Source organism: Bacillus sp. A015, from assembly GCF_053851875.1.
This window is the reverse complement of the sequence record NZ_JBSPZB010000001.1, coordinates 127,952-153,228: the sequence shown is the minus strand read 5'-3', so window position 1 is coordinate 153,228 and position 25,277 is coordinate 127,952. Positions and strand designations below refer to the sequence as shown.

At 41.4% G+C, this 25,277-nt stretch carries 26 protein-coding genes; all 26 read right to left on the bottom strand.

Features of this window, described 5'->3' with window-relative positions; genetic code table 11:
- Window positions 1-21: 21 nt before the first annotated feature.
- The 26 genes from fliE to smc all read right to left on the bottom strand — a co-directional run bounded on the left by fliE (window position 22) and on the right by smc (window position 25,185).
- Entirely contained in the window at window positions 22-339 is a 318-nt protein-coding gene (fliE, locus tag ACSLGF_RS00770) for a flagellar hook-basal body complex protein FliE (RefSeq protein ID WP_076839565.1), read from the bottom strand.
- A gap of 11 nt (window positions 340-350) precedes the next feature.
- Complete coding sequence (gene flgC, locus ACSLGF_RS00765) at window positions 351-803, bottom strand: flagellar basal body rod protein FlgC (protein ID WP_327842534.1); 453 nt, start codon at window positions 801-803, stop codon at window positions 351-353.
- On the bottom strand, window positions 803-1,192 hold the full coding sequence (flgB, locus tag ACSLGF_RS00760) for a flagellar basal body rod protein FlgB (RefSeq protein ID WP_456001486.1): 390 nt from the start codon (window positions 1,190-1,192) through the stop codon (window positions 803-805). Before flgB ends, flgC begins: the two co-directional genes overlap by 1 nt.
- A 286-nt stretch (window positions 1,193-1,478) precedes the next feature.
- Window positions 1,479-2,258 (bottom strand): GTP-sensing pleiotropic transcriptional regulator CodY, encoded by a 780-nt coding sequence (gene codY, locus ACSLGF_RS00755; RefSeq protein WP_456001484.1) that lies wholly within the window; start codon window positions 2,256-2,258, stop codon window positions 1,479-1,481.
- A gap of 34 nt (window positions 2,259-2,292) precedes the next feature.
- Window positions 2,293-3,693 carry an HslU--HslV peptidase ATPase subunit gene (gene hslU / locus ACSLGF_RS00750; protein ID WP_456001483.1) on the bottom strand — a complete coding sequence of 467 codons (1,401 nt, stop codon included), beginning with the start codon at window positions 3,691-3,693 and terminating at the stop codon, window positions 2,293-2,295.
- Window positions 3,694-3,709: 16 nt separating this feature from the next.
- A complete protein-coding gene (hslV, locus tag ACSLGF_RS00745; protein WP_024424181.1) occupies window positions 3,710-4,255 on the bottom strand; it encodes an ATP-dependent protease subunit HslV in 546 nt (181 codons plus the stop codon).
- 14 nt (window positions 4,256-4,269) lie between these two features.
- Window positions 4,270-5,187 carry a tyrosine recombinase XerC gene (gene xerC, locus ACSLGF_RS00740; protein ID WP_456001481.1) on the bottom strand — a complete coding sequence of 306 codons (918 nt, stop codon included), beginning with the start codon at window positions 5,185-5,187 and terminating at the stop codon, window positions 4,270-4,272.
- Between the two features lie 62 nt (window positions 5,188-5,249).
- The gene (gene trmFO, locus ACSLGF_RS00735; RefSeq protein ID WP_456001479.1) at window positions 5,250-6,554 is read right to left on the bottom strand and encodes an FADH(2)-oxidizing methylenetetrahydrofolate--tRNA-(uracil(54)-C(5))-methyltransferase TrmFO; all 1,305 of its coding nucleotides are present in this window, start codon (window positions 6,552-6,554) and stop codon (window positions 5,250-5,252) included.
- 70 nt (window positions 6,555-6,624) lie between these two features.
- Window positions 6,625-8,700: a type I DNA topoisomerase gene (topA, locus tag ACSLGF_RS00730; RefSeq protein WP_456001477.1), complete on the bottom strand. Its 2,076-nt coding sequence runs from the start codon at window positions 8,698-8,700 to the stop codon at window positions 6,625-6,627.
- 193 nt (window positions 8,701-8,893) lie between these two features.
- Complete coding sequence (dprA, locus tag ACSLGF_RS00725; RefSeq protein WP_456001475.1) at window positions 8,894-9,796, bottom strand: DNA-processing protein DprA; 903 nt, start codon at window positions 9,794-9,796, stop codon at window positions 8,894-8,896.
- A 63-nt stretch (window positions 9,797-9,859) separates the two neighbouring features.
- Window positions 9,860-10,762, bottom strand: a complete 903-nt coding sequence (sucD, locus tag ACSLGF_RS00720) for a succinate--CoA ligase subunit alpha (protein WP_099725875.1) — start codon at window positions 10,760-10,762, stop codon at window positions 9,860-9,862.
- 25 nt (window positions 10,763-10,787) lie between these two features.
- Window positions 10,788-11,945 carry an ADP-forming succinate--CoA ligase subunit beta gene (sucC, locus tag ACSLGF_RS00715; protein WP_456001473.1) on the bottom strand — a complete coding sequence of 386 codons (1,158 nt, stop codon included), beginning with the start codon at window positions 11,943-11,945 and terminating at the stop codon, window positions 10,788-10,790.
- A 166-nt stretch (window positions 11,946-12,111) separates the two neighbouring features.
- Window positions 12,112-12,387 (bottom strand): FlhB-like flagellar biosynthesis protein, encoded by a 276-nt coding sequence (locus ACSLGF_RS00710; protein ID WP_099725876.1) that lies wholly within the window; start codon window positions 12,385-12,387, stop codon window positions 12,112-12,114.
- Window positions 12,384-14,120 carry a glycosyltransferase gene (locus ACSLGF_RS00705; RefSeq protein ID WP_456001471.1) on the bottom strand — a complete coding sequence of 579 codons (1,737 nt, stop codon included), beginning with the start codon at window positions 14,118-14,120 and terminating at the stop codon, window positions 12,384-12,386. The genes ACSLGF_RS00710 and ACSLGF_RS00705 overlap by 4 nt, the downstream gene beginning before the upstream one ends.
- 27 nt (window positions 14,121-14,147) lie before the next feature.
- Complete coding sequence (locus ACSLGF_RS00700) at window positions 14,148-14,912, bottom strand: ribonuclease HII (protein ID WP_034317790.1); 765 nt, start codon at window positions 14,910-14,912, stop codon at window positions 14,148-14,150.
- A gap of 75 nt (window positions 14,913-14,987) precedes the next feature.
- Window positions 14,988-15,836, bottom strand: a complete 849-nt coding sequence (gene ylqF / locus ACSLGF_RS00695) for a ribosome biogenesis GTPase YlqF (RefSeq protein ID WP_456001469.1) — start codon at window positions 15,834-15,836, stop codon at window positions 14,988-14,990.
- Between the two features lie 90 nt (window positions 15,837-15,926).
- A complete protein-coding gene (gene rplS, locus ACSLGF_RS00690; RefSeq protein WP_012009940.1) occupies window positions 15,927-16,274 on the bottom strand; it encodes a 50S ribosomal protein L19 in 348 nt (115 codons plus the stop codon).
- Window positions 16,275-16,411: 137 nt separating this feature from the next.
- On the bottom strand, window positions 16,412-17,146 hold the full coding sequence (gene trmD / locus ACSLGF_RS00685) for a tRNA (guanosine(37)-N1)-methyltransferase TrmD (RefSeq protein ID WP_456001467.1): 735 nt from the start codon (window positions 17,144-17,146) through the stop codon (window positions 16,412-16,414).
- Window positions 17,143-17,667, bottom strand: coding sequence for a ribosome maturation factor RimM (rimM, locus tag ACSLGF_RS00680; protein ID WP_456001465.1), 525 nt, complete (start codon window positions 17,665-17,667; stop codon window positions 17,143-17,145). Before rimM ends, trmD begins: the two co-directional genes overlap by 4 nt.
- Before the next feature lie 8 nt (window positions 17,668-17,675).
- Entirely contained in the window at window positions 17,676-18,062 is a 387-nt protein-coding gene (locus ACSLGF_RS00675) for a YlqD family protein (protein ID WP_024424191.1), read from the bottom strand.
- Window positions 18,063-18,165: 103 nt separating this feature from the next.
- Window positions 18,166-18,411 (bottom strand): KH domain-containing protein, encoded by a 246-nt coding sequence (locus ACSLGF_RS00670; protein ID WP_099725881.1) that lies wholly within the window; start codon window positions 18,409-18,411, stop codon window positions 18,166-18,168.
- Window positions 18,411-18,683 (bottom strand): 30S ribosomal protein S16, encoded by a 273-nt coding sequence (rpsP, locus tag ACSLGF_RS00665; RefSeq protein ID WP_003212139.1) that lies wholly within the window; start codon window positions 18,681-18,683, stop codon window positions 18,411-18,413. Before rpsP ends, ACSLGF_RS00670 begins: the two co-directional genes overlap by 1 nt.
- Before the next feature lie 105 nt (window positions 18,684-18,788).
- Complete coding sequence (ffh, locus tag ACSLGF_RS00660; protein ID WP_230031480.1) at window positions 18,789-20,129, bottom strand: signal recognition particle protein; 1,341 nt, start codon at window positions 20,127-20,129, stop codon at window positions 18,789-18,791.
- 13 nt (window positions 20,130-20,142) lie between these two features.
- Window positions 20,143-20,475, bottom strand: a complete 333-nt coding sequence (locus ACSLGF_RS00655; RefSeq protein ID WP_191095435.1) for a putative DNA-binding protein — start codon at window positions 20,473-20,475, stop codon at window positions 20,143-20,145.
- 141 nt (window positions 20,476-20,616) lie between these two features.
- On the bottom strand, window positions 20,617-21,603 hold the full coding sequence (gene ftsY / locus ACSLGF_RS00650) for a signal recognition particle-docking protein FtsY (RefSeq protein WP_456001462.1): 987 nt from the start codon (window positions 21,601-21,603) through the stop codon (window positions 20,617-20,619).
- Between the two features lie 21 nt (window positions 21,604-21,624).
- Window positions 21,625-25,185: a chromosome segregation protein SMC gene (smc, locus tag ACSLGF_RS00645; protein ID WP_456001460.1), complete on the bottom strand. Its 3,561-nt coding sequence runs from the start codon at window positions 25,183-25,185 to the stop codon at window positions 21,625-21,627.
- Window positions 25,186-25,277: the final 92 nt, after the last annotated feature.

The following is a 25,277-nucleotide window of genomic DNA, read 5'->3' as shown; positions in this document are numbered from 1 at the left end:
TTTTTTGTCCGTCAGCACCTCCTACATCTGCATTCTCATAATCTCTTGGTACGCTTCGACTGCTTTATTTCGAAACTCCGTTGCAGCTGTGAGTGTCACACTCGCCTTTTGCGAGGCAATCATGACTTCATCGAGATTGACATCTTTTCCTTGTGCAAGAGCATTTGTATACTGGTCTGATTTCAGCTGTGATTGATTTAATGCCTCAATGGAATTTTTCAGCACATCAGAGAAATTCGTTTGGCTTTTAGGTGCAGCCGCCTGCACAGGCGATGCATTCGTCAATTCACTTGCTTGCTGAGCGGTTTGAAGCTGGAAAGGAGATATTGCATTAACCAATTCTTTTCACCTTACTTTCCTATTTCTAAAGCTTTCATCAGCATGTTTTTATTCGCATTTAGCGCAGTCACATTTGCTTCATATGACCTTGAGCTGCTGATGAGGTCAACCATTTCCTTTAATGGATCAACATTTGGCGTTTGAACATATCCATTTTCATTGGCATCGGGATTTGTAGGGTCATATTGAAGGTTGAATGGAGTTTCGTCCTCTGTAATCTTCGTTACTTTGACGCCGTTTCCTAATTTGCCGCTCGAATTCATGCTTGAGTTCAATATAGATGAAAATGATTCACCTGACGGCTGTAATGTGACGAGCTTACGTCTATAAGGCTCCCAGTTGCCATCAACCTGTTTAGCTCTTGTTGTATCCATATTTGCAAGGTTCGAGGATACAACGTCCATTCTGAGCCTCTGTGCTGTTAATGCTGAGGCCGAAGCGTTAACTCCTGAAAAAATCGACATCACTTACCTCCTGTCAAAACTGTTTTAAGAGAATTGAACTTTCCGCTCATTCTTTCAACCAACGCATTATACTGAATTTGATTTTTAGCGAGTTCACTCATCTCTTGATCAATATCGACATTATTTCCGTTTTCTTGATAAGAAGTACGGTTACTCGAAACAACTGAATAATTAGACCCTGTTTTAGAAAAATCAATGTGACCTTGGTATGTTTTTTTGGCATCTAATTTGATTGCCGCGTCATTTAGCATATCATGGAATGTGACGTTTTTCGACTTGTAGTTCGGTGTGTCTATATTCGCGATATTATTGCTTATGACTTTTTGCTTAACATTCGCTCTGCCCAAGGCATTCTCAAGGTTGCTTATCGTTCCAGAAAATAAATCCAAAACCATATACCTCCAATCATATGTATTTCATTCCATTTAATCATGTCGAGATTTGTAAAACCATATGTTCATTGTAAGAAATAATAGGATTAAAGTCTATGATGTATATGTAAAAAAAACTCGTAATATATATCTATTTTATAGATAGGTACAAAGACCTAGATTCAAAGCACTACAGAATTGTAAGGGGTTTCTTGGAAAAAAGAGTGTCATTTTTCGGACAAATCCCCCTTTTTCATACAAAAAACCCTTTTCAGCATTTATTTCGGCCGAAAAGGGTTTTTGATTAATGAGATTTTAAATTTTCAAGTTCAATTAAAAATTTGTTGTTTAACACTTTGATGTACGTTCCCTTCATTCCAAGAGAACGAGATTCGATCACGCCTGCACTTTCTAATTTACGTAAGGCGTTGACGATCACTGAACGAGTGATACCTACACGGTCAGCAATTTTACTTGCCACAAGGAGTCCTTCGTTTCCATCAAGTTCTTCAAAGATGTGCTCAATCGCCTCGAGCTCACTATATGAAAGAGAACTAATCGCCATTTGAACAACTGCTTTACTTCTTGCTTCTTCTTCGATTTCTTCCGCTTTCTCGCGAAGGATCTCCATTCCAACAACGGTTGCTCCGTACTCAGCAAGTATTAAATCATCATCAGTGAATCTATCTTGCAAACGAGACAGGATTAACGTTCCTAAACGATCCCCACCGCCGATAATCGGAACAATGGTTGTCAAACCTGATTGGAATAAATCACGGTTCTCAACCGGGAAAGCTGTATATTCGCTGTTAATATCAAGGTTTGAAGACGTTTCAGGTACGTTGAATAGACTCTTCGTATATTCTTCTGGGAACTGACGATCTTCAAGCATTTTTTTCATACGTGTATTTTCAATCTGTTGATTGATTGAGTAACCAAGAAGTTTACCTCTTCTACTCAACACAAAAATGTTTGAATCAATGACATCTCTCAGTGTTTCCGCCATCTCTTTAAAATTAACTGGTTTCCCCGCTGAATCTTGCAGCATTGAGTTAATAATCCTTGTTTTTTGCAGTAACGCCATAATAATGATCCTCCTAGATTACTTTATTCATTTGTTAAAGTATAAATTGACTTAAGTCTTTGTTATTTGCAATCTTTCCCAGCTTCTCTTCTACATACTGAGGGGTAATGGTCACCGTCTCCAGTGTAATATCAGGTGCCTCAAATGAAAGCTCTTCAAGCAGCTTCTCAAGTATGGTATGAAGCCTTCTTGCACCGATGTTATCCGTCTCCTGATTGACGTGATAAGCCACTTCGGCAATCTTATGAATAGCATCGTCAGAAAATTCAAGAGATATACCTTCTGTTTCAAGTAAAGCTTTATATTGCTTTAATAACGCGTTATCTGGTTCCGTTAAGATTTTCACAAAGTCTTCTATACTTAATTTATCTAATTCTACACGGATTGGGAAGCGCCCCTGAAGCTCTGGAATCAAATCTGAGGGTTTCGCCATATGAAATGCACCTGCTGCTACAAAAAGCACATGATCCGTTTTCACTGCCCCATATTTCGTCATCACAGTTGAACCTTCTACAATCGGTAAAATATCACGTTGAACCCCTTCACGAGAAACATCTGCAGATGATGCACCGCCGCTTTTGGCAATTTTGTCGATTTCATCGATAAAAATAATCCCTTGCTGCTCTGCTTTTTGGACGGCTTCCTGACTGACTTCATCCATATCAATCAGTTTTGAAGCTTCCTCAGCAGTTAACGCCTTTCTAGCTTCTCTGACGGTCAGCTTTCTGCGTTTTTTCTTTTTAGGCATGAGATTGCTGAGCGCATCCTGCATGTTCATACCCATTTGCTCCATACCCGAGCCTTGAAGCATATCAAACATGGACGGCTGCTGCTCATCCACTTCGATTGTGACATAATGATCTTCAAGTTCACCCATAGCCAGCTGGTGAGCAATACGTTTTCTTGTCGATTCAAGCTCTACTTCTTCATTTGAGTCATCTCGATCACGGTCGTCTGCATCAGAACCGCCAAACAGCATCTCAAAAGGATTTTTCACAGACTGGCTTTTTTTCTTACCAGGAACAAGCAAATGAACAAGACGTCTGTTTGCTTGTTTTTCTGCTTCTTCTTGAACATCTTTCATCTTTTCTTCTTTGACAAGTCTAATCGCTGTCTCAACTAAATCTCTGACCATCGACTCTACGTCACGGCCGACATATCCAACTTCAGTAAACTTGGTCGCTTCCACTTTAATAAAAGGCGCACCAGAAATTCGTGCAATTCTGCGGGCAATCTCTGTTTTCCCCACACCTGTTGGACCGATCATTAAAATGTTTTTAGGAACGACTTCATCCTTTAGCTTATCATGTAAAAGACTTCTTCTGTAACGGTTTCTTAAAGCCACCGCCACTGCTTTTTTCGCATCAAGCTGACCAATGATATACTGATCAAGCTTTTCAACTATCTCTCTTGGGGTAAACGGCTTTTTCTCCATACGTCTCATGTCCTTTCTATTCAAGCTCTTCTAAAGTGATTTGGTCGTTCGTGTAGACACAGATTTCTCCTGCCGTTTCAAGAGCAGCCTTTGCAATTTCTCTAGCTGAGAGATGATCACCTGCATGTGTTTTGAGTGCTCTCCCGGCGCTAAGCGCATAGTTGCCGCCTGAGCCGATTGCTAAAATACCATCATCTGGCTCGATGACCTCTCCTGTTCCAGATACGAGCAGGATGCTTTCTTTGTTCATGACGATGAGCATTGCCTCTAGCTGTCTGAGCATCTTGTCACTTCGCCATTCTTTCGCTAGTTCTACAGCTGCTCGCTTTAAGTTACCACCATATTCTTCAAGCTTTGTTTCAAACTTTTCAAAGAGTGTAAATGCATCTGCTACTGAACCTGCAAAACCTGCGAGCACTTTGCCTCCAAAAAGACGGCGCACTTTTTTTGCTGTGTGTTTCATCACGACAGCCTGCCCGAATGTGACCTGACCGTCTCCAGCCATCGCACTTTTTCCTTTATGTTGAACGGCAAAGATGGTTGTTGCATGAAATGATGACATGAAAAAACCTCCTTTTAGGATCGTTTAAAAGCCCTTGGGTGATGAGACATGTACGTTTTTCTTAAAGAATCTTTTGATACATGCGTGTACACCTGTGTTGATGATAAGTTTGAGTGACCGAGAAGTTCTTGAACACTTCTCAAATCCGCCCCCTCGTTTAAGAGATGCGTGGCAAAGGTGTGCCTTAACATGTGAGGATGGATATGTAATGTGCCTGACGCCTTTTTCATTAATTCAGTGAGAATGAATCGAACGCCTCGATCTGTAAGAGGGGCTCCGCGCTGATTCAAAAATACATATGCATCAGCACGCTCTTTCGCCTTAGCTGTCAGCTTCTGCCTTCCATCCTCTAAATAAGTGACCAGCGCTTCATGTGCGTACGAACCGAAAGGAACATACCGCTGTTTGCTGCCTTTCCCATGAACAAGCACTGTATCCATCGATAAATCAAGATCAGATTCTTTTAATGAACATAACTCACTGACCCTCATTCCTGTTGCATAAAGAATTTCTAAAATGGCTTGATTTCTTTGTCCAAGCGGTGTGCTTACATCAGAAACTGTAAAAAGCTCTTTTAGTTCCTCTTCATACAAAAATGAAGGAATTCGCTTATCCTGCTTTGGTAAGCTAACGAGTAAAAAAGGGTTTTCTTTCACAAGCTGTTCTCTTAATAAAAATTTATAAAAGCTGCGAAACGCAGAGACTTTCTTACTAATCGTTCTTCTTGTCAGGCCTTTTTCATAAGCTTCTGTTAAATAAATTCTCGTATCTTGATAGGATACCTCTTCAAAACCGTCTATTCCTTGAATGTTCATAAATCTGACAAACTCTTCAATGGCTTCTGAATATCCTGAGATCGTTAAAGCTGAATAGTTTTTTTCAATTTGCAAATATTCAATGAATAAGTGGACAAGACGCTGTTTATTCGTCATTTTTACACCTCTTTAAGGCTTTTAAATGGTATCACATATCTTGCTTTCCGTGCAATGTTTTACTACAGAGATTTCGAAATAGTTTGAATAGTTTCAATTGCGCGCTTAGCGTACTCTGCATACCGCTCTTGTTTGTTTTTAATCCGAACGCCAAGATCCTTCAGCAAGCCAAAGTTTGCATTCATCGGCTGGAAGCTTTTCTTGTTTGTCGACGTGATATAGTAAGCCATACTGCCAATCGCCGTTTCTTCAGGAAGTGTGACAAGCTCTTCTCCTTTGACAAAACGAGCCGCATTAATTCCAGCCACTAGTCCTGAAGCCGCGGACTCGACATAGCCTTCAACGCCTGTCATTTGTCCGGCAAAGAATAGATCATCTCTATTTTTAAACTGATAAGTCGGTCTTAAAAGGCTTGGAGAGTTAATAAATGTATTACGGTGCATCACGCCATAACGAACAATCTCTGCTTCTTCAAGACCTGGGATCAAACGGAATACTTCCTTTTGATCGCCCCACTTCAAATGAGTTTGGAAACCAACGATGTTATATAAAGTACCTGCTGCATCATCCTGTCTTAATTGAACAACAGCGTAAGGTCTTTTTCCTGTTTTCGGATCTTCAAGTCCTACTGGTTTCATCGGACCAAACAGCATCGTTTTCTTTCCTCTTTTCGCCATGACTTCAATTGGCATGCAGCCTTCAAAGAAGATTTCTTTTTCAAACTCTTTTAAAGGCACCGTTTCAGCAGAAATTAACGCCTCATAAAAACGATCGAATTCCTCTTCGGTCATTGGACAGTTTAAATAAGCGGCTTCCCCTTTATCATAGCGTGATTTCAAGTACACCTTATCCATATCAATGCTATCTTTCTCTAGAATTGGTGCCGCTGCATCGTAGAAATAAAGATACTCTTCACCAGTTAAAGACTTTAATTTTTTTGAAAGAGCTTCTGAAGTAAGTGGACCAGTCGCGATGATTGTCGGACCTTCTGGAATGCTCTGTACTTCCTCTTGAAAGACAGTGACATTCGGATGATTCTTCACGCGGTCTGTGACGTTTGCTGCAAATTCATGACGGTCTACTGCAAGTGCTCCGCCAGCAGGAACTGAGCTTTCATCTGCTGCTGCGATAATCGCCGAATCTAAATGACGCATTTCTTCCTTTAATACACCTACTGCATTTGTCAAAGCGTTCGCACGCAATGAATTACTGCATACGAGCTCCGCAAATTTATCTGTGTGGTGAGCTGGCGTTTGTTTGACAGGTCTCATCTCATACAAATTGACTTTAATTCCGCGCTTGGCAATTTGCCATGCAGCTTCACTTCCTGCTAAACCTGCTCCGATCACATTTACAAATTGACTCATTGTACAACTCTCCTATTTCGTAAGTTCTGTTTGATGACATAAAAAAGCAGGTGAACAAGGTTGCTCACCGCTATTTTTGCTGTTCCTCTTTATAATCACAGTTCACACATTGAACTTGAACGCCTTTTTTCAGCTTTTTCTCTACAAGCATATTTTCGCATTTTGGACACTTTCTTTCAATTGGTTTGTCCCAAGAGACGAATTCACACTCTGGAAAACGATCACAGCCATAAAAAATGCGGCGTTTCTTAGATTTTCGTTCAACAATGTTTCCTTCATGACATGTCGGGCATTTGACACCGATATCTTTGACAATTGGTTTCGTGTTACGGCAGTCAGGAAAGTTAGAGCACGCCATGAACTTACCGTATCTACCCATTTTGTACACCATCGGATGTCCACACTCTTCACAATCAACTCCGGCGTATTCAGGCTCAATTTCCACTTCTTGCATCTCTGCTTCTGCTTTTTCTACCCGTTTGGCAAAGTCTTGATAGAAGCTGTCGATAATGCGAACCCATTCAATCGTACCTTCTTCAACGCTATCAAGTTCTTTTTCCATTTTCGCCGTGAATTCCACGTTAATGATTTCAGGGAAGAATTCAATAATTAAGTTGAGTACAATTTCTCCAAGCTCTGTTGGGGTAAACCGTTTGTTATCAAGTGCGACATAGCCGCGCTTTTGAATCGTATCTAAAGTTGGTGCATACGTAGATGGACGGCCTATACCAAGCTCTTCAAGCGTTTTGACAAGTCTTGCCTCTGTGTAGCGCGGAGGCGGCTGCGTGAAGTGCTGTTCAGGTTCGATATCTTTTGAAAGAACTGTGTCACCCTCTTTTAGATCAGGAAGCATTTTGTCCTTTTCTTCTAGCTGGTCGTCCTTTCCTTCCACATATACCTTCATAAACCCAGGAAATTTCACTTTACTCCCATTTGCACGGAACGTAAGACCGTTATTTTCAAGATCCACACTCATTGTATCAAGAACAGCTGGCGCCATTTGGCTTGCCACAAATCGTTCCCAAATCAATTTATAAAGACGAAGCTGGTCTCTGCTTAGCACGTGTTTGACATCTGCTGGTTTTCTTAGCGTAGAAGTCGGCCTGATGGCTTCGTGCGCATCTTGTGCATTTTCGTTCTTTTTGGCGGTTCGTTTTGTTGTGTTTAAGAAATTCTTGCCGTACGTTTGATCAATGAAAGCAGATACTTCTTCAATCGCCGTATTGGAAATACGTGTTGAGTCCGTTCTCATATATGTAATGAGTCCTACTGTACCTTCTTTACCAAGATCTATTCCTTCATATAATTGCTGTGCAATCATCATCGTCTTTTTTGCACGGAAGTTTAGTTTTCTTGCAGCCTCCTGCTGCAAGGTAGAAGTCGTAAACGGGACAGCTGGATTGCGTTTCCGCTCTTTTTTCGTCACTTTTTCTACAGAGAATTTGCTACCTTTTAGTTTCGAAAGGATTTCTTTTACATCTTCTTTTGTTTTCAATGGGTGCTTTTTGCCACTCACGCCAAAGAAACTAGCTTCGAAGGTTTCTTTTCCTTTTAGGAATGTACCATCAATTGTCCAGTATTCTTCTGGTTTGAATTCATTAATTTCATTCTCGCGATCAATAATCAGGCGGAGTGCAACAGATTGAACACGCCCAGCACTTAATCCTTTTTTGACTTTCTTCCATAAAATTGGACTGATTTTATACCCAACTAAACGATCTAAAATCCGTCTTGCCTGCTGCGCATCAACCAAGTCCATATTAATCATACGTGGATGCTTAAAGGAATCTTTAATCGCATCTTTTGTAATCTCGTTAAAGACAACGCGGCAATCTGAAGAGAGGTCAAGGTCAAGACTGTGTGCTAAATGCCAAGCAATCGCTTCTCCCTCTCTATCGGGGTCAGCTGCGAGATAGACTTTCTTTGCTTTTTTCGCCGCTGTTTTTAATTCCTTTAAAACGGGGCCTTTTCCGCGAATCGTAATATATCTCGGTTCGAAGTCATGCTCAGTGTCAACACCTAACTGACTTTTCGGTAAATCCCTTATATGCCCCATTGAAGCCTTTACTTTATACTTTTTTCCTAAATAACGCTCAATCGTTTTCGCCTTTGCTGGCGACTCAACGATGACTAAATAATCAGCCATACTCAAAATCCCCCTTAAGAGGTGTTCTCTCTTTATACATTTCACAATTCATATTTATGTTAATTGCACCTATCTAACAGGCAATCGTTAAAAATTCTTTATGATGAACATCATTATAAACACGAAAAACAAAGTGTAAACTTAAATCCTCACTATTATTAAATATTCCTGTGTCGTTTGTCAAACGATATTTTTATGAGAGTTCAGTATATTGAACGCCACGGAAGGAGAATTCCTCTAAAATATCCTTCGTAGAATGAACAAGCTTTGCTCCCTGCTGAATGAGTCTAGCTGGACCTGTGGAATTAGGATCAAAGATTGATCCTGCCACGGCAAACACTTCTTTTCCTTGCTCAAGCGCCTGATACGCTGTAATGAGCGAACCGCTCTTTTCTTTACACTGGATCACGATGGTTCCTTTTGTCAGTGCACTAATTAAACGATTTCTCATTGGAAAGTGCCATTTTTCTGGTTTGATATAAGGCGGATGCTCTGATAAAAGCAAATGATGCTCTCCCATGTATTGAGCCATTTGCACATGTTCCTTTGGATATAAATGCTGAAAACCGCCTGCTACAACACCAATGGTTTTCCCTTTTTTTCTGATGCACTCCTTGTGTGCAAGTCCATCGATTCCTTTTGCTAAGCCACTGACAATCATCCAATCTTCCTTAACAAGTTCACCAACAATTTTCTTCACACATGCTTCTCCATAAGACGATGGAACACGCGTGCCTACTACACCTAAACCTTTTTCTTCATTTAAATATGATACGTTTCCTTTTAGGAATAACACAGGGGGAGGATCATAAATATGTTTTAGTGTTCTGGGATATAAGGGTGATGTGATGGGAATCATGTGAATGTTTTGCTTTAAATAGGCTTGAACGATGTGTTGAAAAATGGGGAATTCATTTTCTTCAGCTTGTTTTAAGCGGGTAAAGTCGATCGTTTGTAATGATCGATCCTGTTTGAAATGATGTGTTTCTTCATTTATATATAACTCAGGATCAACTTTCCACCATTTTGTTAACAAAGAGGGTGAGATGAGGCCTTTTAAGCGGTGAAAAATCATTCTTTCGGACACGTTGTACATACCATTCCTCCAGTTTAAGATAGAAAGAAGAAGACTTGTCAAAGAACAAGTCTTCTTGTGTCATTAATGCGTTTTACAAGCTTCGAAGAGGTTCTTCTCTTTTAACACTTTAATCAAGGTTTCTCCCATGACAGATGGAGTCTCTGCCACTTCAATTCCACATTCACGCATTGTTTTTACTTTTTCGTCAGCTGTCCCTTTACCACCGGAAATAATTGCACCAGCATGCCCCATGCGTTTTCCTGGAGGTGCCGTTTTACCGCCAATAAAGCCAACAACTGGTTTGGTCATATTTGCTTTTACCCATTCAGCTGCTTCTTCTTCAGCCGTACCGCCGATTTCGCCGATCATAATGACAGCGTGTGTATCAGGATCTTCATTAAAGGCTTTTAATACATCAATAAAGTTCGTTCCATTTACAGGGTCTCCGCCGATTCCTACAGCTGTCGATTGACCAACACCAGCCTCTGAAAGCTGATGTACCGCTTCATATGTAAGCGTTCCAGAACGCGAAACAACTCCAACATGACCTTTTTTATGAATGTAGCCAGGCATGATGCCAATCTTACATTCTTCAGGTGTAATCACACCAGGACAGTTTGGTCCAACAAGTCTTGTCTTCTTACCTTCCATATACCGTTTCACTTTGACCATATCAAGTACTGGAATATGTTCAGTAATACAAATGACTAGATCCACGTCTGCATCAACTGCCTCTAAAATGGCATCTGCTGCAAATGGTGCTGGTACATAGATAACAGAAGCGTTTGCTCCAGTTGTTTGTACGGCTTCAGATACAGTATTAAATACAGGAACTCCTTCTACTTCAGTTCCACCTTTTCCAGGTGTGACACCGCCAACAATATTTGTTCCGTACTCAATCATTTGTTTAGTATGGAACAATGCGGTTGAACCAGTAATTCCCTGAACAATTACTCTCGTATTTTTATCAATAAATACACTCATTTAGGTTCCCTGCCTTTCTGCTCTACTAGACTAAAGATACAATCTTTTCTGCCCCGTCAGCCATAGACTCAGCAGAAGTGATATTTAAGCCTGAATCACTCAGAATTTTCTTCCCTAATTCAACGTTTGTTCCTTCAAGACGTACAACGAGTGGCAATGTTAAGCCAACTTGTTTCGTTGCCTCAACTACACCTTCTGCGATAACATCACATTTCATGATGCCGCCAAAAATGTTAACGAAAATCCCTTTGACATTTTGATCAGATAAGATGATTTTAAATGCTTCTGTTACTTTTTCAGCTGTTGCACCGCCGCCAACATCTAGGAAGTTTGCAGGGTCCCCCCCGTAATGCTTGATGATATCCATTGTAGACATCGCAAGACCTGCTCCATTGACCATACAGCCAATATTTCCATCTAGGGAAATATAGCTTAGATCATACTTAGAAGCTTCAATTTCCTTTGGATCCTCTTCATCAAGGTCACGGTATTCTAATATATCTTTTTGTCTATATAAGGCATTGCTATCAAAGTTTAATTTTGCATCGAGTGCCATGACTTTTCCATCGCCCGTTACGACAAGTGGATTAATCTCAGCAATTGAACAATCTTTTTCAATAAACGCGTTGTAAAGGCTAGTCATAAATTTAACAGCTTGGCCAACTAATTTTGTTGGAATATTAATTTTAAACGCTACTTCTCTCGCCTGATAGGCTTGAAGACCAATCGCTGGGTCGATGACCACTTTGACGATTTTTTCCGGCGTTTTTTCTGCTACTTCTTCAATTTCAGTACCGCCTTCTTCAGAAGCCATTAATACAATTCTTGATGTCGCTCTGTCCAAAACAAGTCCAACATAGTACTCCTTTTGAATATCGCAGCCTTCTTCAATAAGTAAGCGTTTTATTTCGCGCCCTTCAGGCCCTGTTTGATGTGTGACAAGTGTTTTGCCGAGCAATTCCTCTGCAAACCCTTTCACTTCATCTTTTGTTTTTGCAATTTTTACCCCACCTGCTTTACCACGGCCGCCTGCATGAATCTGTGCTTTTACGACATATACAGAGCTTCCTAGCTCTTCTGATGCTTTCACTGCTTCATCAGGTGTAAATGCTACTTTACCATTTGGAACTGAAACCCCATATTTTCTTAGGATTTCTTTTCCTTGGTACTCATGGATATTCATTTCCCATCCTCCCAACATATGTAGAAACAAAAATTATAAAATAGACTGCGCTTTCATTTTAAAGAATAAAAAAGAGAATGTCTAGGGTTCTATGTAAAATCGTAAAATCCTTCTAAACATTCAAACTTTTATTTTATTAAAAATATAAATTTTTCATCCAAATCACTTATTTTTTCATTTTTTGATCTAACCTATAGATAAACGAAAATATTTCTGCTACAGTATCGTATAATGCTTCAGGTATTTCCTCATCGAGCGTTAAGTGGCGCATGAGTTCTACTAAATTAGGGTCTTCTTGGATGGGAACTCCTGATTTCTTTGCTTCTTCAATAATATGATCTGCCACATAGCCGCTTCCTGTTGCGATGACTTTTGGCGCCTTTTGTTTTTCTTCATCGTAATGTAGAGCGACCGCTCTTCTAAGCGGTTTTGAATCCTTCATACTCGTAAGTCCAGCCCTTTCTCGCTGATTTTATGAAAGTGTTCATCTAGAAAATGAGACGGATCTATTTGTTCTTGCCTCTTCTTTGCTGTAATACCCGTTAAACTGTATCCTAAGGCATTTAAATTCTCTCGAACAGCTGGAATCATCGGATTAATTGTGCTTTGCAGTTCATGGGCTGTCTCAACTGTAATCGCCATGACCTTTTGCTGAATCATACAGTCTATTAATGTTTCTTCAAGATTTTCCATGTTTAAGTAAAACATGAGGCGGCACTGAGAAATATCAATAGAACCATCTTTTTTCTTATGTCCTTTTAAAATGAACGTTAAATCTTGAACACTATGCTTTGAGAAAAGAGGATAGGAAACCATCATCTGACTGACGGTTTGGTTTTCCTGCTGCACGAATAACTGGCCATTCAATCTATGAAACAATTGATCCACTTCTTTTTTAACGTGCTCCGGTAAATCCGCCTGCCTCACATCATTTAAGACGAGCTTTAATTGATGAAGCTCCTGACTTTTTACATCCTGGCTGCCTTTTTCCAGTAGTTTCAGCATACCGATTTCATCACGTACACCTATCGCCTTTTTCATCGTCGTAAGTAAATCGAGCACATCGGTTTTATTGCTTAATGTTGGTTCAGTCTGCTGAATGACCTGAGCCAATGCATTCGCCTCTGTTTTTGAAAGGAACGGAAATTCTTTTAGAAGCACGGATGCCTTTGCGTCAGGCTGAGACCCTGCCTGCTGGAGCCCTTGAAGCAGTGATGTGAACGGTTTTAAGTCGGGCTGCTGCTGTCCGTCTGCACCTTGCTTTGTCATGCTTGTCAGTATGCGCTCTATTTGCTGAATCGGGATAGGTAGCTGCTTTGGACTTATCAACTGCTGCGCGTTAGGCTGATTGATTGAAACTGTCTGACGCCCTTGGACGATTGAAGCTTGGCTATTCTCTGTTTGCTGAGACGGATTGAAATGAGATGGCACTGTCATACTGCCTCCCTGCTTCACTTGGCCTTCTTTCGCTGTTAGAAGCCCCGATAAGAGCTTTTCTGCATGAACAGTAGTCTCAGCATCTATGACTGACCGAACGGCTTGTGTAAGGGCCTGTGTGGCATCTGATTGCTTCGGCAGCTGTGTTAAACGATCTAGCAGCGCTTTTATATCCTGATGAAGAGCAGAAGATGATTTCACTGCTAATATCGATTGGAGAACCCCTTGCTGGATCGGTAAATCTTTCTTCAAAGCAAACAGGAGTGCCTGCAGCCCTTTTTTGACATCGGCTCCTTGAAACTGTTCGATCCATTTCACTGCCGTTTTTAACTCGGCTTCATTGATAACCGATTTTTCTTTTAAAAAGGCTGTAGCCGTTAATATGTTTTCAATCCCATTTTTAAGTGACAGGCCTTCTAATAGTTTGGCTGCTGCATCCTTTAACGTCTTGGGATCTTGATCAAATTGTTGAACGGGTCTTAGTTTATTGAGGCTGCCTCCACCCTCTTGTTCAAATTGGAACCAATAGAATGCATCCGCTTTTAGCTGAGCTGCTAGCTGCGCTTTTATTTTGGTCGAGCCTATTTGAACAAGCGCAGTATCATCTCCAAGCATTTTAAGTACTTTTCCGAGAATCAGCCGGTGCACATTTTCCTTTCCTTCGGTGTTTAATGGAACAGATTCTGCCGTATTTAACCGGCTATTCAGTGCTGTATGTATGTCTTCAACTCTTGTCATCACAGGCAGCCTCCTTGTGTCAAAAATTTATGAAATAACGGATTTTACTGGTGCAAACGATAATCGATGGATGGGGGTGGCACCGTGTTTTTGAATGGCAGCCAGGTGCTCTTTCGTTCCGTACCCTTTATGTTTTTCAAACTGGTACTCAGGGTATTGACGTCCATACTCCTCCATCATCTGATCCCTTGTCACTTTCGCAATACATGCACCCGCTGCGATGGATGCACTTTTTGCATCTCCTTTGATGATATTCTCCTGGTGAGTAGGAAGCGGGAGCGTCATTGCATCTATGAGTAGATAGTCAGGTGTATGAGTTAACTGCTCCACAGCTCTCACCATCGCCAGTCTTGATGCTTCGTAAATATTGATTTCATCAATCGTAGCCGCATCAACAATGCCGATTCCGATATCGAGTGCTTTTTCTTGAATCAAATCATAATAAGCCAATCTTTTTTTCTCAGATAGTTGCTTTGAGTCGTTTAAACCGAGCAGGACTGTTTCTTCTTTTAATATGACAGCTGCTGCGACAACTGGGCCTGCCAGCGGGCCTCTTCCTGCTTCATCTATACCTGCAATACACGTGTATCCTTGTGCCTTTGCTTGGTTTTCAAATTGCAGCATTTGATTCCATGCTGCACGAAGTTCTTGCTGCTTTTCTCTCTCTTTGTGCCACTTTTCTATAAGCTTTTGGACACTTTTTCTTGTATCATCTTTTACAAGCTCACGAATGTATGACTCGTCGTGCGAATGCTTTTCTATCAGTTCTTTTATTTGTTTCACAGTGTACATAGGCTTTTCGCAGCCTCCTTCTTTATATCGGCAGTTTTTCACAAAAAATAAAGACCCGCATGAGCTGCGTGTCTTTTAGCTTTCAGGCTTCTCAAAAGTGAGGGGACCAAATTTTTCAGTTCGAATATCCCGAATAATGATTTCGGTGGTTTTGTCGTAATTAATGAATCCTCCGCTCATCAGACAGCCGCGCTTTGTGCCAATTGCATCAAATAGCTCAACCGTATCTTCAGGTATATTTGCGAGGTCATAGCGTTTTTTTAATCGCTCTGGATAGTTCTCTTCTAGAAAACGGAGTGCATACACGGCGACATCCTGTAAGTTGATGATTGAATCTTTGATTGCTCCAGTAACCGCCAGCCTGAGTCCTACTTGCTCATCTTCAAATTTTGGCCAGAGGATTCCAGGGGTATCGAGCAGTTCAAGTTCTTTCCCTACCTTCACCCATTGCTGTGATGTGGTAATACCAGGCCTGTCTCCTGTTTTAGCGATGTTCTTTTTTGCTAAACGATTGATCAAGGTCGATTTCCCGACATTGGGAATCCCGATAATCAGCGCTCGAATCGCACGCGGCTTGACGCCTTTTGCTTTCATGCGGTCGAATTTTTCTTTTAAGATTTCTTTTGAAGTCGTGATGATCTGATTTAACCCTTGTCCATCGACAGAGTTAATGGCAAGTGACCGAACGCCTTGCTGCTCAAAATGCGCCTGCCACTCCTTTGTCATACGAGGATCTGCTTTATCTGCTTTGTTTAAGAGCATGATTTTCGGTTTATTTTGAAGGATTTCTTCGATCATTGGGTTTCTAGAGGACATCGGGATTCTTGCATCCGTTAATTCAAATACAATGTCGATGAGCTTTAATTTTTCTGTGACTTCACGTCTTGCTTTTGCCATATGGCCTGGAAACCATTGAATCGTCATAGGTGCACCTTCTCTCTTCTATTGATTGTCTATATACATTGTACAAAAAAAGAGCCTGTTACAGGTAACAAGCTCTTTCCTTTGATATCATTATCGTCTGATTTCTTTGATACGAGCCGCTTTACCGCGAAGTTCACGTAGGTAGTAAAGTTTCGCACGACGTACCTTACCGTGACGCACAACTTCGATGTTAGCGATTTTTGGTGTGTGTACAGGGAATGTACGCTCAACGCCTACACCGTAAGAAATCTTACGAACTGTGAAAGTTTCGCTGATTCCACCACCACGACGCTTAATTACAACACCTTCAAAGATCTGGATACGCTCACGAGTACCCTCGACAACTTTAACGTGTACACGTAAAGTGTCACCAGGACGGAACGCAGGAAGATCAGTGCGTAATTGTTCTTTTGTGATTTCTTCAATCAATTGTTGCATCGTTTTCAACTCCTTCCAACAGATGCTCATGTCCTCTTTCTTCATTGCAGCGGAACATCGTTTTCAAACTTGAATCAGCAAGCCGTCCAAGTCACAAGTAGTATCATACCATACCTCTATGCCCTGTGCAATACAATCTAGTCATTATGAAGCTGCCAAAGCCATCTTTTTTCTTCATCCGTTAAAGTTTTGCATGAATCAATCAAATCTGGCCGTCTTGTATAGGTTCGCTTCAAGGATTCTTTGCGCCGCCACTCTTCAATTTTGGCATGATTTCCAGAGAGGAGCACATCCGGCACTTTTAGTCCTTTATAATCGGCTGGTCTTGTATAGTGCGGATGCTCAAGCAGACCTGTACTAAATGAATCTTCGATGTGAGACGCTTCTTTTCCAAGCACATGAGGCAAAAGCCTGACCACACTGTCTGCAATCATCATCGCCGGCAGCTCTCCGCCTGTGAGAACGAAATCTCCAATTGAAATTTCATCTGTGACAAGATGCTCCCTGATGCGCTCATCGTAGCCTTCATAGTGGCCGCAAATGAACATAAGATGCTCTTCTTTTGCAAGCTCTTCTGCCTTCTTTTGTGTGTATCTTTCCCCTTGAGGACAGACAAGAATGATTCGGGGCTTCTTGTTTGCTTTATTCGTCAAATCTTCTACCGCATCAAATACAGGCTGTGCTTTCAGTACCATACCAGCACCGCCGCCATACGGATAGTCATCCACTGTTTTATGCTTATGATCCGAATACTCTCTAAAATTCACGACATGAAATGAGACAGCTTCTTTTTCCTGTGCTTTTTTTAAGATCGATGAGTGTAGCACTCCTTCGAACATTTCAGGAAAAAGCGTTAAAAAGTCAATTTTCATTCGTCAATGAGTCCTTCCATCACTTCAATGTGTACTGTTTTGGATGAGATATCGATCTTTTTGACGACAGGTGGAATATAAGGAATAAGGGCATCCTTTTTTCCTTTTCTTTCAACGACCCAGACATCATTTGCCCCCGGCGTTAAAATCTCTTTGATGTGGCCGATGAGTTTGTCCTTTTCATCGTATACTTCACAGCCAATGATTTGATGAAAATAAAACTCTCCTTCATCTAATGAAACGAGATGTTCTTTTTCTACTTTTAAAATCGATTCTTTCAATTGCTCTGCTTCATTTAAAGTTCCTATTTCTTCAAATGTGAGCAAATCAAACTGTTTGTGCTGCCGGTGTGATGCGACAGTGACTTTCAGCGGCTCCTTTTGACCTTGCTTAAAAATATAGAGGACGCTCCCTTTTTTGTAGCGCTCTTCCGGGAAATCGGTCTTTGACACAACGCGCACTTCGCCGCGCACTCCGTGTGTATTGACGATCTTTCCGACATTCAACCAATCTAGCTCCATGTTCTCAATCACCCCTGACGTATTTCCACAATGGTGCCGTCTTTGACGACAATGACATTATCTTGCATTTTGTCATCCCATTTATCACCTATTTTCACTTCAACCAGCGCATCCACTTCTGTTTCTTTCATTTCACTTCCAAGCGGCAAGATATGCAGCTGCTCTACTTGAAAATCAATTTGTCTGATTTTCTCTTGCCTTTTATCAATGGCTTTTTGAAATTGAGGGATGGCTTCTTGCTGATGTGGTTCTTTTTCATGCTTCTTTAGTTGAAAATATAGCTGATTGCATTCACGTTCTAGTCTTTCTTTTTTCTCCAAAAAAGTCGTTAACAGTTTGTCCTTACTGCTTTCAGTTAATACTTGCATCACGGTGACATGTTGAATGATCTGCATCTTCCTTTTTGTCCCCCTATCCGAAGGCATTTGTCCTCTACAGTATAACGAAAAATAGATTTAAACGTGTAAAAAAAGGGGAGGTCCTAAGCCCTCTCCCTTTTTAGTCAGCAATCTCAAGTTGAACTTTCTTAGAAGACTCTGCACCTGCTGCAAAAATGACTGTTCGTATCGCTTTTGCTGTACGCCCCTGCTTTCCGATCACTTTTCCGGTATCTTCGGCATTGACAGACAGTGTGTAAATCACCTGTTCATCTTTTTCTAATGAAGATACATGAATATCTTCTGGGAAATCAACAAGTGGCTCGACGATGGACACAATCAATTCTTCCAAGGACAGCTCATTCATTATTTGCTGTTTTTCGCATTATGAAATTTTTCAAGAATTCCTTGGCTTGAGAAAAGGTTGCGAACTGTATCAGATGGTTTCGCACCATTTTGAAGCCATTTAAGGGCTAATTCTTCGTTGATTTTCACCTCAGCTGGTGATAACACTGGGTTGTAAGTTCCAACTGTTTCAATGAAACGACCGTCACGTGGTGAACGAGAATCTGCTACAACAATACGATAGAAAGGAGATCTTTTTGATCCCATACGTTTTAAACGAATTTTTACTGCCATTTTACTAGCACCTCCGAAAATATTTCAACAAGATAGTATATTAACAATGATAAAAGGGTTTGTAAAGTGTTTTTTCTTAACAACGGTTTTATCATGTATAACCTATTACATAAATGGTAATTTAAAGCCTTTTTTCTTTCCTTTGGACATGTTGGTCATTTGCTTCATCATCTTTTTCATTTCGTCAAATTGCTTTAAAAGGCGATTGACTTCCTGTACAGATGTTCCGCTTCCTTTTGCAATCCGTTTTCTTCGGCTTGCATTAATGACCTCTGGCTGTTCTTTTTCCTCGGTCGTCATTGATTTAATAATCGCTTCGATGTGATTGAGCTGCTTTTCGTCTACTTGGACGTTTTTGAGCCCTTTCATTTTACCGGCTCCCGGCATCATTTGGATCAGTTCATCAAGTGGACCCATATTACGAACTTGGCCAAGCTGCTCGAGGAAATCATCGAGCGTGAAGCTCATGGTCCGCATTTTTTGTTCAAGCTCTTTCGCCTTATCTTGGTCAACGTTTGCCTGTGCTTTTTCAATAAGTGTGAGCACATCTCCCATGCCAAGAATTCTTGATGCCATCCGCTCCGGGTGGAATGGTTCAATCGCATCAAGCTTTTCTCCTAGTGCAGCGAATTTAATCGGCGTATTTGTGACAGCACGAATCGAAAGTGCTGCTCCGCCTCTTGTATCACCGTCTAGTTTCGTTAGAACGACACCTGTTAAGCCAAGCTGTTCATTAAAGCTTTTTGCTACATTGACAGCATCTTGACCTGTCATAGAGTCAACAACAAGGAAAATTTCTTCTGGATTTGCTACTTCTTTTACTTTCTGAAGTTCATCCATCAATTCCTCATCGATATGAAGACGTCCTGCTGTATCTAAAATGACATAATCGTGGTGTTCTTCTTTCGCTTTTTCAATTGCCTGTTTGGCAATTTCGACAGGACTTACTTGATCACCTAATGAAAACACTGGCATATCAAGCTGTTTCCCAAGGGTTTGAAGCTGCTGGATCGCTGCCGGTCTGTAAATATCTGCAGCCACCATCATCGGCTTGCGATTATGTTTTTTGCGAAGTAAATTGGCAAGTTTCCCAGTTGTGGTCGTTTTACCTGCCCCTTGAAGACCGACCATCATAATGACTGTCGGAGATTTTTTCGCCACAGCGATTTTACTCTCTTCCCCGCCCATTAATTCAGTGAGTTCTTCTTTTACAACTTTAATGACCTGTTGTCCAGGGGTAAGGCTTTGCATGACCTCTTGTCCAACTGCCCGCTCGCTTACTTTTTTCACAAAGTCTTTGACTACTTTAAAATTGACGTCAGCTTCAAGAAGGGCAAGGCGTACCTCGCGCATCATTTCTTTTACATCTTGCTCTGACACTTTTCCTTTGCCGCGGATTTTTGAAATCGTCTGCTGCAGTCGGTCGGCTAATCCTTCAAATGCCATACTGTGCCGCCTCCTAATCTAATTTCTCAAGCGATTCAATTAAAGCTTCTGCTTCTTCCTTTTGCGGGGAATCTGCTACAAGCTCTCTCATTTTATTGAGAAGTTCTTTACGCTCTTTAAATTTCTTAAACAAGAGCAGCTTTTCTTCATATTGTTCGAGCATCGCTTCAGTCCGTTTAATATTATCATAAACAGCCTGTCTTGATACTTCATATTCATCCGCAATTTCACCGAGGGAAAAATCGTCTAGGTAGTAAAGCGACATGTAGCTCTTTTGCTTTGCGGTCAACAACGATTGATAGAAGTCAAACAAGTAGTTCATTCTCGTTGTTTTTTCAAGCGTCATGGGCTCTCTCCCCTTTGTTAAGTTCATTCCCTTTACATCAACTAAGTTTACACGGTTCTCTCCTGTGTGTCAAGTTTTTATCTTGTCACTTCATGATGCGGCGTATAAACAAAAATGCCAGCAATTTAGCCGGCTTTTTTGTTAGTCTTCTTGATCAATCACGTCTGAAAATAAACCATACACATATGATTCTGCATCGAACTCTTGTAGATCGTCCATCTTTTCACCTAAACCGACAAGCTTCACTGGGATGTTCAGTTCATTTCGAATCGCAAGCACAATTCCGCCTTTTGCAGTACCGTCAAGCTTTGTTAAGGCAATTCCTGTCACATTTGTCGCTTTAGAAAATTCCTTCGCTTGTGCCATGGCGTTTTGACCTGTTGTTGCATCAAGGGCAAGCAGTACTTCGTGCGGTGCATCTGGGACCTCGCGCTCAATGACTCTTTTGACCTTCTCCAGCTCTTTCATCAAGTTGACTTTGTTTTGAAGTCTTCCTGCTGTATCACAGATGAGGACATCCGCGTTTTTCGCTTTTGCTGACTGAACGGCATCATAGATAACCGCTGCTGGATCAGAGCCCGCCGTCTGTTTGACGACAGGGACACCTGAACGCTCTCCCCATACTTCAAGCTGCTCAATGGCACCGGCACGGAACGTATCTCCTGCTGCTAATATGACGGATTTCCCTTCATTTTTCAGCTTGTTTGCAAGCTTACCAATGGTTGTTGTTTTCCCAACACCGTTGACACCCACAAATAAAATGATATTTAAACGCCCGTCTTCGATGTTCAGCTCAGAGATTTGTTCCTCTCCGCTATTGTAGATGTCAACAAGCTTTTCAGAGATGACCACCTGTACTTCACTTGGGTCTTGAATGTTTCTTAATTTCACTTCTTTTTTCAGCTCATCAATCAGTTCCATCACGGTCGTGAAACCGACATCGGCACCGATGAGAACTTCTTCTAGTTCTTCAAAAAAGTCTTCGTCGACCTTACGATAGCGAGAAATCAGTTCATTTACTTTTCCTTGGAATGAGTTTCTCGTTTTTTCAAGTCCATCTTTAAACTTTTCTGATACTGAATCGGTTTGCTGCGTAAATTTTTCTTTTAATTTCTTAAAAAAGCTCATTGGTTCATAGACCTCCTTTTATTACTGGACAAGCTCTTTCGTTTCTTCTAGTTTGACGGATACTAGCTTTGAGACGCCTGACTCCTGCATTGTGACACCGTACAGGACATCTGCTTCTTCCATCGTTCCCTTGCGGTGCGTAATGACAATGAACTGCGTTTCTTGGCTGTATTTCTTTAAATATTGCGCAAAACGGAAGACATTGGCTTCATCAAGCGCCGCTTCTACTTCATCTAACACGCAGAATGGAACAGGTCTGACTTTTAAGATGGAGAATAGTAAAGCGATCGCTGTTAATGCTCTCTCTCCGCCTGAAAGCAGGCTTAGATTTTGCAGCTTTTTCCCCGGCGGCTGCGCGACAATATCGACGCCAGAGTTTAGTAAATCGTTTGGATCGGTCAGCTTCAGGTCTGCTCTTCCCCCGCCAAATAATGCTTGGAAAACAGATTCAAAATGCCCGCGGATCTGAGAGAATGTCTCAGAGAAGCGCTTTGTCATTTCTTGATCCATTTCTTCGATGACTTGGAATAACGTATTTTTCGCTTCTGTCAGATCATTTCGCTGTTCTGTTAAGAATAGATAACGTTCATTCACGCGTTCATACTCATCAATACTGCCTAAGTTCACTGTTCCAAGCTCTTCAATGGCTAGTTTGATCAGTTTCACTCGTTTTCTTGCTTCATCTGGCGTTAACGTCAGATGGTACATTTCTTTTGCTCCTTCAAACGAAAGTGCATATTCTTCGTTCAAATAGGCGATAAGATTATCGAGCTCAACCTCCATGCGGCCAAGCTTGATCTCTTCATCTTTTAAGCTTGTGGTGAGCTGCTTGTAAAGACGTTTTTGCTCTTTGAGTTCACGTTCAGCAAATTCTAATGTTTCTGAAAGAGCCAGGCGCTGTTTACGGCGCTCGGAAATGAGTGCTGTCGTTTTATTTTTATTTTCAAGCTTCTCTTTCGCAGCTTCTTCCAGCTGTTCTGCTCCGCTTGAGCTTGATGACATTTCACTTGTTAAGAGTGACAGATCTTCTTTTGTTTCAATCAGCGTCTGTTCCGCCTCTTCCAATTCAGCCATCAAGATCGACAGCTTCTCTTGTTCATTAGCTAAGGACTGCTCTTTTTTCGCAAGCGAGATTTTCAGCTCTGTTAATTCCGCAGAAATGGTTTCTTTCGTTGAGCTTTGGGTCTGCTTACGCTTTGTTAATGTGTTGATCTCTTCATCAAGAGACGTCAGTTTCTCACCTATAGAGGCTTCAAGGGTGACCTGCTCTTTGTCCTTGCTCGCAAGTTCAGAAGAGCGCTGCTGCAATTCTTCTTTTTCTTGATCATAGAGTTCAAGGTGAGCATTAATATTTTTTTCTGCTACTTGCAGTTCGTATAGTTTCCCTTTGAGCTCTTGCTGCTTTTCTCGAAGCGTCTCACCGCGCTGACGCAGTTCATTTAATTGGGTTTCACTTGCTGCAATCGATTGCTTCGTTTCTTTTGTTTCTTTTTCAAGAATCGTTGTTTTTTCTTCCATTTCTACGAGCTGCTTCGTCAATGTTTCGATCTCTCGATTTCTTGAAAGGAGGGAATTGCTCTTTTTCTTCACGCCGCCCCCGGTCATTGAACCACCTGGGTTGACAACATCCCCATCAAGGGTCACGATGCGATAACGATGTCCGAGCATTTTCGCCAGTTCATTGGCGCCTTTTAAATCTCTGACAATCAGGACGGTTCCAAGCAAGTTCTGAATGACCTTTTGGTACTTTTCGTCAAAGGAAACGAGGTTACTCGCTACGCCGATAAACGCTGCATGCTGTTCAGCTGTTTGGACGTCCCTGAACTGAATGGTTCTTTCTTTGATCACGTTCATTGGCAGGAAGGTCGCACGTCCAAAGGAATGCTGCTTTAAGTAACCAATCGCTTGTCTCGCAGCTGCTTCATTTTCCGTGACTACGTGCTGCGTTGCTGCACCTAGCGCAATTTCAATCGCTGTCTCATGCTGCTGATCTGTTTGAATCAGCTCTGCAATGGCACCGTGAATACCGCCTAACCGGTCCTTTGCCTTTAAGACCTCTTTCACTCCTTGGAAAAAGCCTGAGAAGTCTTCCTGCATGGATTCAAGCATCTCTTTTTTTGATTTTGCCTGCTGAACATATTGATAGGCTTGATAAAGAGCCGTTTCTTTTTTTTCGTATTGACGTTTCATTTGCTCAAGCTTTTGTTCTGCCTCTCTAAAGCGTTTCACCTGAGTCAAAATGTCTTCTTCTAGTTCTGAAAGCTGCTGCTCAGCTTCCGTTTTCTGTTCTTTGACAGACACACGTTCTTCGATATGTTTCTGATTATTTTGCGTTAGACGCTCTAGCTGCATGGCCGCTTGGCGCTGCTGCTCTTCTAGTAATTTACGTTCATTGCGGATTGAAGCCTGTTCATTTAGCAGATCAAAATAATCGCTTTTCAGCTGTTCAATTTGACCTTCCACATCTTCACTGTGAAGTGACAGTTGATGCTGTTTTGTTTTCACTTCATCTTTTAGCTGCTGCACTTCTTTTTGCAGGCTGTCCCGCGTGATTTTCTGCTGCTGAATCTTTTCGGTTAACAGCGCCTGCTTTTCAGTTAAGCGAACGAGCGTTTCTTCCAGCTGTCCTTGGTTGGCGGCTGCATTTTTTTTTCGTTCTTTTAGAACTTCTTTTTTTCCTTCAAGCTTTTCTAATTCCTCACTTGTGAACAGAAGGACTTCTTGCAGGTCATTAATGGATTCGTCCAGCGCCTGAATTCGGTCTCTCGACTCTTCAATTTTGGCTTCTTTTGCTTGAATGTCTGTGGACTGCTTCATTTCATCTTGTTTGAACCGCTCGACAGCTTCTCCAAGTGTTGTCCATTTTTCGTGAAGTGCTTCGATATCATGAACGGTTAGTGCGATTTCTACATGTTCAAGCTCTTCTTTTTTTTGCAAATAGTCCTTTGCAATGGATGCTTGCATTCTTAATGGTTCTACTTGATCTTCTAGTTCATGCAGAATATCTTCTACTCGGTTTAAGTTGTCCTGCGTTTCAAACAGTTTATTCTCGGCTTTTTTCTTTCTTGTTTTATATTTCAAGACACCAGCCGCTTCTTCAAAGATACTTCTTCTCTCTTCTGCCTTACTCGATAGAATTTCCTCTACCTTTCCTTGACTGATGATAGAAAAAGCTTCCTTACCAAGGCCTGAATCCATGAAAAGATCAATAATATCCTTTAAGCGGACAGATTGATTGTTTATGAGAAATTCACTTTCTCCTGAACGATACACCCTTCTTGTTACACTGACTTCGTGAAAATCGATCGGCAAAAAGTGATCTTCGTTATCTAACGTTAAAGTCACCTCTGCTAGGTTGACTCTTTTTCTTGAGTCACTTCCTGCAAAAATGATGTCTTCCATTTTTCCTCCGCGGAGGCTTTTCGCCGATTGTTCTCCAAGTACCCAGCGGATGGCATCAGTAATATTACTTTTGCCGCTTCCGTTAGGTCCAACAACAGCTGTGACACCTTTGACAAAGTCCACGGTCACTCGCTGTGCAAAAGATTTGAATCCTATCACGTCTAAACGTTTGAGGAACATGAGAGTGATCCTCCTTATGTATTTAAAGTACTATCATCTTACCATATGAAGTGAAAAAAGATGATGGAAAACAGAGTGAAATCCCCCTGAAT